This is a genomic window from Streptomyces sp. McG3, from assembly GCF_018619185.1.
Classification (GTDB): Bacteria; Actinomycetota; Actinomycetes; order Streptomycetales; family Streptomycetaceae; genus Streptomyces.
In genome coordinates this window covers 1-12,427 of the sequence record NZ_JAAXYC010000246.1, presented here as the reverse complement: position 1 = coordinate 12,427, position 12,427 = coordinate 1, and the positions used below count along the sequence as shown (strand labels likewise).

The following is a 12,427-nucleotide window of genomic DNA, read 5'->3' as shown; positions in this document are numbered from 1 at the left end:
GCCCGACCCCGCCCTCGTGGGGGAGCGGTGGCGCGCCATGTGGCGGGAGCGGCTGGAGGCCGCCCGCCCCTGGGTGCTGGAATGGCTCCGCCACCCGCGCCGCGACGCCTACTGGCAGCACGCGTCCCTCAACGAGGACTACGCGCGGCTGCGCTGCCCCGTCCTCGCCTCCAGCGGCTGGGCGGACGGCTACTCCAACGCCGTCACCCGGCTCCTGGCCAACGTGGACGTCCCCCGCAAGGGGCTGATCGGCCCCTGGTCCCACACGCTGCCGCACCTCGGCGAGCCCGGTCCGGCCATCGGCTACCTCCAGGAAGTCGTCGCGTGGTGGGACCACTGGCTCAAGGGCGTCGACAACGGGGTGATGGACGGGCCGATGCTCCGGACCTGGATGCAGGACAGCGTCCCGCCGTCCACGTCCTACCAGGAGCGCCCCGGCCGCTGGGTCGCCGAACCCTCCTGGCCCTCGCCGCGGGTCGAGGAAGTGGTGCACCCGCTGCGGGGCTCCGCCATCGTGACGGCGGACACGGAGGAGGCGGCTCCGCCCGGCCGTGACCGTACGGTGCGCTCGCCGCTCTCCGTGGGCCAGTTCGCCGGCAAGTGGGCCTCGTACAACGCTCCGCCCGACCTGCCCTACGACCAGCGCGAGGAGGACGGCGGCTCCCTGGTCTTCGAGACCGAACCGCTCGCCGACCGGCTGGAGATCCTCGGCTCGCCCTCCGTCGCCCTGGAGGTCTCCGCCTCCGCCCCGGTCGCCCAGATCACGGCCAGGATCTCCGACGTCGCCCCCGACGGCCGCGCCACCCGGGTGACGTACGGCGTACTGAACCTGACCCACCGCGAGAGCGACGAGCACCCCGAACCACTGGAGCCCGGCCGGCGCTGCCAGGTCCGCATCCCGCTGAACGGGGTCGCGCAGGCGTTCCCGTCCGGCCACCGGGTCCGGCTCTCCCTCTCGACCTCGTACTGGCCCCTGGTGTGGCCGGCGCCGGAACCCGTCCTGCTCACCGTCCACGGGGACGGCGGCGCCCTGACCCTGCCCGTGCGCCCCATCGAGGAGCCGGACGGCATGCCCCAGACGGACTTCGGCGAGCCGGAGGGCTGCCGGCCGCCCCCCGTCACCCGGCTGACCGAGCCCGAGCAGGCGTGGGACGTCTCCAGGAGCCTGGTCGACTACCACTCGGCCCTGGACATCGTGAAGGACCGGGGCATGCAGCGGTACGAGGAGAACGGCATCGAGGTGGGGCTGCGGGCCTGCGAGAAGTACACCTCCGTGGCCGACGACTTCACCTCCCCGAGCGCCCGGTCCGCATGGACCATGCGGTTCTCCAGGCCCGGCTGGGACGTCCGGGTCGAGACGAGCACCGTCCTGACGGCGAACGCGGACGCGTTCACCGTCGACGCCACGCTGGACGGTTACGAAGCCGGCCGCCGGGTCTTCTCCCGCACCTGGAACGAGACCGTTCCCCGGGATCTGGCCTGATGACCCGACCGGGAGGACGAGGCCGGACGTGACGATCACCACCGAGGGCGCGGTGTACGGGTGCCTCGGCATCGGGGCGTTCCTGGCCGCGGTGCTGCCCCGGTTGCTCTCCCGTCTCCCGGTCTCCGTGCCGATCGTCTTCCTGGCCGCCGGAGTGGCCCTCTATCTGACGCCGCTGCCGCTGCCGGAGGTCGACCCGGTCGCCGACCGCCTCTGGGTGCACCACCTCAGCGAGCTCTGCGTGATCGTCTCGCTGATGGGAGCGGGGCTGGCCATCAACCGCCCCTTCGGGTGGAGGTCCTGGGCCTCGACCTGGCGGCTGCTCGGGCTGGCGATGCCCCTGACGATCGGGGCGACGGCGCTGGCCGTGTGGGGACTGCTCGGCTGGCCGGTGTCCGTGGCGCTCCTGGTGGCCGCCGTCCTCGCGCCGACGGACCCCGTCCTCGCCTCCGAGGTGCGCGTGGGGGAGCCGTCCGCCGAGAAGAACGACGAGGACGAGGTCCGCTTCGCGCTGACGAGCGAGGCCGGACTCAACGACGGCCTCGCCTTTCCGTTCGTCCTCGCGGCCGTCGCCCTGGCCGCCGCGGGGGAGAGCTGGACCGGGGGATGGCCGGCGCACTGGGCCTGGAGCGACGTGCTCGTACGGACCTCCGTGGGCGTGGCGGCGGGCCTCGCCATCGGCCTCCTGCTGGGGCGGGTGCTCTTCCGGTCCCGCGCCGGATCGCTGAGACTCGCCGAACAGGGCGAGGGGTTCGTGGCGCTGGCGGCGACCTTCCTGGCCTACGGCCTCACCGAGGCTCTGCACGGCTACGGCTTCCTCGCGGTCTTCGTCACCGCGTGCGCCCTGCGCCGGTCGGAGCACAGCCACGGCTACCACCAGGTGATGCACGCCTTCGTCGAGCAGATCGAACGCCTGCTGATGGCCCTGCTGATGTTCGGCGTGGGCGCCTATGTGGCCTCGGGCGGTCTGGCCGCGCTCACCTGGAGGGGGGCGGCGGTCGGCGTGCTGCTGCACCTCCTCATCCGCCCGGCCGCCGGCCTGCTCGCCCAGCTGCGCGGTCCGGGCCGCCCGGAGGAGCGCGCGGCCATCGCCTTCTTCGGGATCCGGGGCATCGGCTCGCTCTTCTATCTCGCCTACGCCTTCGGAGAGGGGGACTTCGGGCCGTACGAGAGGGAGATGTGGGCGGTCGTCGTCTTCGCCGTCCTGATCTCCGTGGTGGTCCACGGGGTCGCGGCGGCCCCGGTGACCTCCTACCTCGACCGGCGCTCGGCCGAGTCCTCCCGACGCGATGCCCGTACACGCCCCGGCCCCGAGCCCGGGTGAGCCGTGTCTCACCGGGGCCCCACGACTTGTCTATGCAACGAGTTGCATAGAAGGATCGCGGTATGGCCCTCGACCACGCGATCCTCGTCTCCCTGCTGGAGAAGCCCGGCTCCGGCTATGAGCTGGCCCGGCGGTTCGAGCGGTCCATCGGGTACTTCTGGACCGCCACCCACCAGCAGATCTACCGCGTGCTCGGGCGGATGGTGACCGACGGCCTGCTCCTCGTCCGCGAGGTGCCGCAGCAGAGCCGGCCGGACAAGAAGGAGTACTCCGTGACCGGGCCGGGCCGCGCGGCCCTCGCCGCGTGGCTGCACAAGCCGATCGAACCGGAGAGCCTCCGGCACGACCTCGCCGTGAAGATCCGGGGCGCGGCCTTCGACGACCCGGCCGCCCTGATCCGCGAGGTCGAGCGGCACCACCAGGTGCACCGGGACCGGCTCGCGCACTACCTCGCCGGGGAACTGCGCGACTTCACCGGGCCCGACGCCCCCGTGCCTCCGGACGCGGGCCAGGAGCTCCAGCACGTCGTGCTGCGCGGCGGCATCGCGTTCGAGCGCATGACGATCGCCTGGCTCGACGACGTACTCGACACCCTCAACCGGCTCGCGGCCACGGGGCCGGACGCCTGAACGGCGCCCCGGCCCCGGTCCCCGTGACCACCAGAACCCTCACCCTTCCCGGAAGGCACCGCCATGGCTGAGTCCTTGCTGTTCAACCCGCGCACCTACGACCCCGAGCACTTCGACCCGGAGACCCGCAGGCTGCTGCGCGCCACCGTCGACTGGTTCGAGGAGCGCGGCAAGCGCCGGCTGATCGAGGACTACCGCTCCCGCGCCTGGCTGGGCGACTTCCTCGCCTTCTCCGCGAAGGAGGGCCTGTTCGCCACCTTCCTCACCCCGGCCTCCGCCGCGCGCGACGAGGACCGGCGCTGGGACACCGCCCGGATCGCCGCACTCAACGAGATCTTCGGGTTCTACGGCCTGGACTACTGGTACGCCTGGCAGGTGACCATCCTCGGTCTCGGCCCGGTCTGGCAGAGCGACAACGCCGTCGCCCGCGACCGGGCGGCCGAGCTCCTCTCCCGGGGCGAGGTGTTCGCCTTCGGCCTCTCCGAGAAGACCCATGGCGCCGACATCTACTCCACCGACATGCTGCTGGAGCCGGACAGCGAGGCCGTCGGCGGCTTCCGGGCCTCCGGCTCCAAGTACTACATCGGCAACGGCAACGCCGCCGGTCTCGTCTCCGTCTTCGGCCGTCGCACGGACGTCGAGGGGCCCGACGGTTACGTCTTCTTCGCGGCCGACAGCCGCCACGAGGCGTACCACCTGGTGAAGAACGTCGTCGACTCCTCCAAGTACGTCAGCGAGTTCCGCCTCGACGGCTACCCGGTGGCCCCCGCCGACATCCTGCACACCGGCCGCGCCGCCTTCGACGCCGCGCTCAACACCGTGAACGTCGGCAAGTTCAACCTCTGCACCGCCTCCATCGGCATCTGCGAGCACGCGATGTACGAGGCCGTCACCCACGCGAGCAACCGCATCCTCTACGGCCGCCCCGTCACCGCCTTCCCGCACGTGCGCCGCGAGCTGACCGACGCCTACGTCCGGCTCGTCGGGATGAAGCTGTTCAGCGACCGTGCCGTCGACTACTTCCGCTCCGCCGGGCCCGAGGACCGCCGCTACCTGCTCTTCAACCCGATGACGAAGATGAAGGTGACCACGGAGGGCGAGAAGGTCATCGACCTCATGTGGGACGTCATCGCCGCCAAGGGTTTCGAGAAGGACAACTACTTCGCCCAGGCCGCCGTCGAGATCCGGGGCCTGCCGAAGCTGGAGGGCACGGTCCACGTGAACCTCGCGCTGATCCTCAAGTTCATGCGGAACCACCTGCTGAACCCGGTCGACTACCCCGCAGTCCCCACCCGCCTCGACGCCGCCGACGACGCGTTCCTCTTCCGGCAGGGGCCGGCGCGCGGCCTCGGCTCCGTACGCTTCCACGACTGGCGCACCGCGTTCGACGCGTACGCCGAAGTGGAGAACGTCGCCCGCTTCCGCGAGCAGGCGGACGCCCTGTGCGCCTTCGTCGAGACGGCCGCCCCCGACGAGGAGCAGAGCCGCGACCTCGACCTCCTCCTCGCCGTCGGCCAGCTGTTCGCGCTCGTCGTCCACGGCCAGCTGATCCTGGAGCAGGCCCGCCTGACCGGCCTGGACGAGGAACTGCTCGACGAGCTGTTCGCCGTGCTCGTACGCGATTTCTCCGCGCACGCCGTCGAGCTGCACGGCAAGGACTCCGCCACCGAGGACCAGCAGAGCTGGGCGCTCGGAGCGGTACGCCGCCCCGTCGTCGACGCGGCCCGTTCGGCGCGGATCTGGGAGCGCGTCGAGGCGCTGTCGGGGGCGTACGAGATGGCGGAGTAGCCCGCTCCCGGCCGGGGGCGAGGGTGGGGGCCGGTGCGAGGGCTGGGACCCGTTCCGTTTGCGGGGCGGTGGACATCGCGTTTGAGTGGGAGAGCCCCCTCGCCCTCCTGGAGCTGACATGTCGATGGCGTTCGGTTCACCTCGCGGTCCGTCCGATCCGTTCAGTGACCTGTTGAACCGGTTCTTCGGCATGTCGCCCGCCTCCTCGCCCCCGGCCATGCAGCGCGTCCCGATCGGGCGGCTGCTGACGGAGTCCTCCCACGAACTGCTGGGCCGGGCCACGAGCAAGGCGGCCGACGACGGAACGGCGGACCTCGACACCGAGCACCTGCTGTGGGCGGCGACCCAGGTCGAGCCCTCGCGCGGGCTGCTCTCCCGGGCCGGGGTCGACCCCGACGACCTCGCGGCACAGCTCGACGCGGTGCTGCCCCGGGAATCCGGCGAACCGTCCGCCGAGCCCGGTCTCACCCCGGCGGCCAAGCGGACCCTCACCGCCGCCTACGCCCGCTCGCAGGCGGCGGGGGTGTCCTACATCGGCCCCGAGCACATCCTGGGCGCGCTCATCGACGACGCGGACTCCGGGGCTTCCCGCTTCCTGGGCGCGGACGACCTGGACGTGGGGAAGCTGCGCGGCGCCACGGACCGGGCGGCCGGCGGGGACGGGGCATCCGGCGGAGGGAAGCAGCCGTCGACGACCCTGGACGAGTTCGGCCGGGACCTGACGGAGGAGGCGAAGGCGGGGAAGCTCGACCCCGTCGTCGGGCGGGCCGACGAGATCGAGCAGACCATCGAGATCCTCTCGAGGCGCTCCAAGAACAACCCCGTCCTCATCGGTGAGCCCGGCGTCGGGAAGACCGCCATCGTGGAGGGCCTCGCCCAGAGCATCGTCGCGGGCGAGGTGCCCGACACCCTCAAGGACAAGCGGGTCGTCTCGCTCGACCTGTCCGGCATGGTCGCCGGGGCCCAGTACCGGGGCCAGTTCGAGGAGCGGCTGAAGAAGGTCATCGAGGACGTGCAGAAGGCCGAAGGGGAGATCATCCTCTTCATCGACGAACTCCACACCGTCGTCGGCGCGGGCGCCACGGGTGAGGGCTCGATGGACGCGGGCAACATGCTCAAGCCCGCCCTCGCCCGCGGCGAGCTCCATGTCGTGGGCGCGACCACGATCGACGAGTACCGCAAGCACATCGAGAAGGACGCCGCCCTGGAGCGCCGCTTCCAGCCCGTCCTGATCCCGGAGCCGACCGTCGAGGAGACCGTACAGATCCTCGAAGGGCTGCGGGACGCCTACGAGGCCCACCACCAGGTCCGCTTCGCCGACGGGGCCCTGACCGCGGCGGCCGAGCTGTCCGACCGCTACATCAGCGACCGCTTCCTGCCCGACAAGGCCATCGACCTGATGGACCAGGCCGGGGCCCGTGTACGGCTGCGCAGCGCCAACCGCTCCACCGAGGTCGTCAGCCGCGAGGACCGCCTCGCGAAGCTGCGGCGCGAGAAGGACGAGGCCGTCGCCGGCGAGGAGTTCGAGAAGGCCTCCGGGCTGAAGCGGCAGATCGCCGAGGTGCAGGGGGAACTCGCCGGGATCGAGGAACGCCGCGAGGGCGTCGTCTCGGTCACCGCCTCCGACATCGCCGACATCGTCTCCCGCCGCACCGGCATCCCGGTCTCCCAGCTCACCGCCGGCGAGAAGGAGAAGCTCCTCAAGCTGGAGGAGGAGATGCACGCCAGGATCGTCGGCCAGGACGAGGCGGTCACCGCCGTCTCCGAAGCCGTACGGCGCAACCGCGCGGGCATGGGTGACCCGAACAGGCCCGTCGGCTCGTTCCTCTTCCTCGGGCCCACCGGCGTAGGCAAGACCGAACTCGCCAAGACGCTGGCCGAGCTGCTGTTCGGCGCGGACGACCGCATGGTCCGGTTCGACATGAGCGAGTTCCAGGAGAAGCACACGGTCGCCCGGCTCGTCGGAGCGCCGCCCGGATACGTCGGCTACGACGAGGCCGGCCAGCTGACCGAGAAGGTGCGGCGCAACCCCTACAGCGTGGTGCTGTTCGACGAGGTGGAGAAGGCGCACCCCGACGTCTTCAACACGCTGCTGCAGATCCTCGATGACGGCCGGCTCACCGACGGCCAGGGCCGGACGGTCGACTTCCGCCACTGCGTCGTCATCATGACGTCCAACATCGGCGCCCACCGCATCCTGGCCCACCGGGGCGACGCCGCCGAGCTCAAGGACGAGCTGATGGAGGACCTGCGCGGCCGGTTCCTGCCCGAGTTCCTCAATCGCATCGACGACATCATCGTCTTCCACAGCCTCACCGAGGACGACCTGTCCGAGATCGTCGAGCACCTGCTGGACCGCAGCAAGCACCGGGTCCACGCCCAGGGCATGACCCTGGAGGTCACGGAGGCGGCGAAGAAGCTCCTGGTCGCCCACGGCTACCAGCCGGAGTTCGGCGCGCGCCCGCTGCGCCGCACGATCCAGACCGAACTGGACAACCGGGTCGCCTCCCTGCTGCTCGGCGGCGAGGCCGACCCCGGGGACACGATCGTCGCCGACGTGATCGACGACTCCCTGCACTGCACCGTCCGCAAGGGCGACGCCGCCAGGACCCCCGCGGCCGACGAGGTCGCCGCGGCGACCGCCACCCCCGACGGCAAGGAGTGAGTGACCGATGTCCCATCACCACCACAAGTCGAACGAAGAGGTCGAGGGCGACCCCGACACCGGCCACAGCCGCGGAATGCCCCGACGCCCGGACGAGAAGCGACTCGAGGAGCGCCTGGAGGAGGACCGCGAGGAAGTGGACCTTCCCCCGGATCAGGACAAGTAGACGCCGGGCCCGGGCCGGGCCGCCATGAACGAGCGGGACGCCTCCTGGAGGGTGCGTCCCGCTCCGACGTACGGTCAGGCGGCGGCCGGGACGATCCTCACCTTGACGTGTTTCATGATCGGCTGGTCGCTCTGGGTGCTGTAGTCACCCAGAGCGACCAGCACGTTCATCTCCGGCATGTAACCGGCCGCACAGCCGCGCGGGATGTCGTACGGGATCGCCGTGTAGCCGTTCAGGAACCTCTCGCCGCCGTCCCTCGCCGTGCTCGTGATGTCGACGGGCCCCATGTCCCCGATCCCGCGCTCACGCATGTCGGCCCGGTTCATGAAGACCAGCGTGCGCAGGTTCTTGATACCCCGGTAGCGGTCGTTGTCGGAGTAGATGGTGGTGTTCCACTGGTCGTGCGACCGCATCGTGCCGAGCGCCAGGGTGCCGGCCCCGGGCACGACGTCGGGCAGGGCGGCCGCGGAGAACTCCGCACGCCCGGACGGGGTCAGGAAGACCAGTTCGCGGGCGGGCTGCTTGATGCGGAAACCCAGCGGCAGGCGGACCCGGCGGTTGAAGTCCTCGAAACCGTCCAGCGCCTCGGCCATCGTGTCCCGGATCCGGTCGTAGTCCTCGATGTACCAGTCCCACGGAGTCCGGCTGTCCGGCAGGGCGGCGCGCGCCATCCCGGCGACGATGGCCGGCTCGGACAGCAGGTGCGGGGAGGCGGGGCGCTTCATCCCGACGGACAGGTGGACCATGCTCATCGAGTCCTCGACCGAGGTGCTCTGGACCCCCTTGCGCTGGTGGTCCTTCTCGGTGCGTCCGAGGCACGGCAGGATGAGGGCCGCGCGGCCGTGGACGACATGGCTGCGGTTCAGCTTGGTGCTCACCTGGACGGTGAGGGCGCAGGAGCGCAGTGCCGCGTACGTGGCCGGGGTGTCGGGCGCGGCGAGCGCGAAGTTGCCGCCCATCCCGACGAACACCGTCACCTCGCCGTCCCGCATCGCCCGGATCGTACGGACGGTGTCCAGGCCGTGTTCGCGGGGCGGGTCGATCCTGCACGCCTCGGCCAGCCGGTCCAGGAACGCGTCGGTGGGCCGGTGGTCGATGCCGCACGTGCGGTTGCCCTGGACGTTGCTGTGGCCGCGCACGGGCGAGGGGCCCGCGCCCTCCCGGCCCAGATTGCCGCGCAGCAGCAGGAGGTTGACGATCTCGCGGACGGTGTCGACGCCGTGCTCGTGCTGGGTGAGGCCCAGACACCAGCTCACGATGGAGCGGTCGGCCTCCCCGTACACCTGCGCCGCCTTGAGGATGTCGGCGCGGCTCAGCCCGGACTGGTGCTCCAGCTCCTCCCAGGGCGTGGCCTCGCACAGCGCCCGGTACTCCTCGAAGCCGGTGGTGTGGCGCTCGATGAACGTGACGTCCAGGGCCCTGGGGTCGCTCGCCGACTTCTCCAGGACCGCCTTGGCCATGCCACGGAGCAGCGCCATGTCGCCGCCGATGCGCGGCTGGACGTTCAGCGTGCTGGTCCGGGTGGTCTTGAACAGCGCCATGTCCGTGAAGTCGTGCGGGACGATGGTGCGGGTGGCCGCCGCCTCGACCAGCGGGTTGACGTGCACGATCTGCGCGCCACGGCGGTGGGCCTCGGCGAGGGCGGTGAGCATCCGGGGCGCGTTCGACGCGGCGTTGACACCCAGGATGAACAAGGCGTCCGCGGACTCCCAGTCCTTGAGGTCGACCGTCCCCTTTCCGGTGCCGAGGGACGCCTGGAGGGCCCGCCCGCTGGCCTCGTGGCACATGTTGGAGCAGTCCGGCAGATTGTTCGTGCCCAGCTCGCGGGCCATCAACTGGTAGAGGAAAGTCGCCTCGTTGCCGAGCCGTCCGGAGGTGTAGTACGCCGCCCGGTGCGGGCTGTCGAGCCCGCGCAGGGTCGCTCCGACCACCTCGAACGCGTCCTTCCAGCTGATCGGGACGTAGTGGTCGGAGGCGGGGTCGTACACCATCGGCTCGGTCAGCCGGCCCTGGTTCTCCAGGTCGTAGTCGCTCCACCCCGACAGCTCGGCCACCGAGTGCGCGGCGAAGAACGCGCGGTCCACGCGCTTGCGGGTCATCTCCCAGGTGACGTGCTTGATCCCGTTCTCGCAGATGTCCAGGTGCAGGCCCTTGGTGTCGTCGGGCCACGCGCACCCGGGGCAGTCGAACCCGCCGTTCTCATGGTTCATCTTCATGATGGCCCGCGGCCCGTCCACCAGCGCGCGTTCCTCCACCAGGAAGCGGGTCACGCTCTTCGCCGCCCCCCAGCCCGCGGCGGGATGGCGGTAGGGCCGGAACCGCGGATCGGCCTCGGGAACGGGACCGACCCGGGGCTCCAGGGGTTCCTGCGCTTCGTTGTCGGTGCTCACGGCACTTCCACCCTTTCACCTGCGGGTATGGGCGATTCGGCGGACCGGACGGGTCAGGGCGGGGCGAAAACGGGTCCTTCCGGGCAGGCTATGTCCGGCGATTCCGGGCTGCCACTCGGCTGCGGCGGGTCGCTCCGGGCTGCGTCCCGGACGACGCGCGCCTACGCTGACACGGTCCGGCCCGCTCCGCGGGGAGCCCCTGCGGAGCAGGGACGCCAAGCTCCTCGGCCAGCACACGTGAGGCCCCCATGAACAGCCGGTTCCTGCTTCCCGCCGTTCCCCGGCTCGCCGGCTCCGCGGTGGTCGGAGCCGCCGTCGGCGCACTGGCCGGCGTTCTGCTCGCCAACGCGCCGCTGGGCTTCCTCGTCGGCATCGCCGCAGCGGAGACCCTCTTCGTCGTCGCGGGATGGCTCGTTCTGTGGCCGATGGACGCCACCGCCACCCACGACAACGCCCGGCGCGAAGCGTTCCGGCCCGTCGCGGAGGAACTGGTCGTCGTCGCGGCCGCCCTGTCCGGACTGGTCGGTATCGTGCTGCTGCTCCTGATCGGTGACTCCGACCTGAGCCACGCGGCGGCCGCCCTGGCCCTCTGCGGCGTGTTCATGTCCTGGGCGGCGCTCCATCTGATGTACGCCGCCCGCTACGCGTACATCTACTACCGGCCGCCCGGAGGCGGGATCGACTTCAACACGAGGGAACCGCCGCGCTACATCGACTTCCTCTACTTCAGCTACAACCTGGGCATGACCTACCAGGTCTCGGACACCAACGTCTCCACCTCCGGGATTCGCGCGGTCGCCCTCCGGCACTGCCTGCTGTCGTACGTCTTCGGCGCGAGCATCCTGGCCACCACGATCAACCTGGTCGCGGGCATCGTCACCGGCTGAGCCCTTCGGCGCGGAGACGTCAGAACCCCGGAAGGGTCAGGCGCCGTGTGACGCGCAGCGCCGACTCCAGCAACCGTGCCCTGACCTCGGTGGTCCGGTACATCCGGTCCGACCGGAACGAGATGCCGATCGAGCCGACCTGGTCACCGCTGTACACGGGTGCCGCCGCGCACGTCGTGCCCGGCGCGTACTCCCCCCGGTCCAGGGAGAGCGGGCCCGCGGGGGCGGAGTCGAGCTGCCGCAGCAGCTCCTCCCGGGAGGTGATGGTGCGGGGGGTGAGGCCGGCCAGCGAGTGCCGGGAGAGGTAGTTGGCGCGGGCCTCCTCGTCCAGCTCGCGGAGCACGCTCTTGCCGAGCGCGGTGGCGTGTCCGGCCTCGTGGAAGCCGACCCACAGATCCACCCGCGGGGCATGCGGGCTGTCGACGATCTCCAGGACCCGGATCTCCCCCTCGTCGTACAACGTCAGGTAGGCGGCGGCGGACAGACTGTCGCGCAGCGACGACAGCAGCGGGCGGATCTGCTCCCGCAGCGCCTGGCCGTCGATGGCGGCGTGCCACAGCGAGTCGCGCTCACGGAGGGTGAACGCGTCGTGGTCCAGCTCGTGCAGATAGCCGTCCCGGGCGAGCTCGTGCAGGAGCCGACGGGCTGTGGGTTCGGGCAACCCGGCCTCCTGGGCCAGCTGCCGCACGGAGGCGCCGTCCCGGTGCGCCCCGGCGGCCTCCAGCAACCGGAGGTCCTGCCGGACGGACATCCCCGGCTCGGGGCCGGCCTGGTCACCCATGGCACCAGCATGGACCCGGTGCCGGGGAGCGGCAAGGCCGCTCCGGCGGGCGGGCGGGAAGGCGCCGGCCCCGGCCCCGTACGGAGCGTGCGCCGCCGCGGTACGCCTCCGGTGCGGCCAGGCCCTGACCCGGCCCCGGCATTCGGTACGCTCTCGTCTGATCTTCGGGGCGCGTGCGGGCTCCGGACTGCCGTGACCAGGGGGATGGTTCCTAATGAGCAGTGCACCTTCGACCGATCCGTTCCAGCCGCTCGGGGCCGATGACCCGGCTGTTGTGGGGGGTTATCGGCTGGCCGCCGTGCTGGGGGCGGGCG

Annotated in this window: 9 protein-coding genes; 7 read left to right on the top strand and 2 right to left on the bottom strand. The window is 71.4% G+C overall.

Annotated elements, in window-relative coordinates:
* From HET64_RS29280 to HET64_RS29255, 6 genes are all read left to right on the top strand, one after another.
* A partial coding sequence (locus HET64_RS29280; RefSeq protein WP_215110172.1) for a CocE/NonD family hydrolase occupies positions 1-1,483 on the top strand: 1,483 nt, incomplete at its 5' end.
* A gap of 28 nt (positions 1,484-1,511) precedes the next feature.
* On the top strand, positions 1,512-2,807 hold the full coding sequence (locus tag HET64_RS29275) for a sodium:proton antiporter (RefSeq protein ID WP_215110171.1): 1,296 nt from the start codon (positions 1,512-1,514) through the stop codon (positions 2,805-2,807).
* Positions 2,808-2,869: 62 nt separating this feature from the next.
* Positions 2,870-3,436: a PadR family transcriptional regulator gene (locus tag HET64_RS29270; RefSeq protein WP_215110170.1), complete on the top strand. Its 567-nt coding sequence runs from the start codon at positions 2,870-2,872 to the stop codon at positions 3,434-3,436.
* A 63-nt stretch (positions 3,437-3,499) separates the two neighbouring features.
* Entirely contained in the window at positions 3,500-5,224 is a 1,725-nt protein-coding gene (locus HET64_RS29265) for an acyl-CoA dehydrogenase family protein (RefSeq protein ID WP_215110169.1), read from the top strand.
* Between the two features lie 118 nt (positions 5,225-5,342).
* Positions 5,343-7,889 carry an ATP-dependent Clp protease ATP-binding subunit gene (locus HET64_RS29260; RefSeq protein ID WP_215110168.1) on the top strand — a complete coding sequence of 849 codons (2,547 nt, stop codon included), beginning with the start codon at positions 5,343-5,345 and terminating at the stop codon, positions 7,887-7,889.
* 7 nt (positions 7,890-7,896) lie between these two features.
* Positions 7,897-8,055, top strand: a complete 159-nt coding sequence (locus tag HET64_RS29255; RefSeq protein ID WP_215110167.1) for a hypothetical protein — start codon at positions 7,897-7,899, stop codon at positions 8,053-8,055.
* A 74-nt stretch (positions 8,056-8,129) separates the two neighbouring features.
* Here HET64_RS29255 and HET64_RS29250 read toward each other — a convergent pair whose 3' ends face one another.
* Positions 8,130-10,445, bottom strand: coding sequence for an FdhF/YdeP family oxidoreductase (locus HET64_RS29250; RefSeq protein WP_215110166.1), 2,316 nt, complete (start codon positions 10,443-10,445; stop codon positions 8,130-8,132).
* 248 nt (positions 10,446-10,693) lie between these two features.
* On the opposite strand from HET64_RS29250, the gene HET64_RS29245 reads away from it, so the two are divergent.
* A complete protein-coding gene (locus HET64_RS29245; RefSeq protein WP_215110165.1) occupies positions 10,694-11,332 on the top strand; it encodes a DUF1345 domain-containing protein in 639 nt (212 codons plus the stop codon).
* A gap of 19 nt (positions 11,333-11,351) precedes the next feature.
* Here HET64_RS29245 and HET64_RS29240 read toward each other — a convergent pair whose 3' ends face one another.
* Entirely contained in the window at positions 11,352-12,113 is a 762-nt protein-coding gene (locus HET64_RS29240) for an IclR family transcriptional regulator (protein ID WP_215110164.1), read from the bottom strand.
* Between the last annotated feature and the right edge of the window lie 314 nt (positions 12,114-12,427).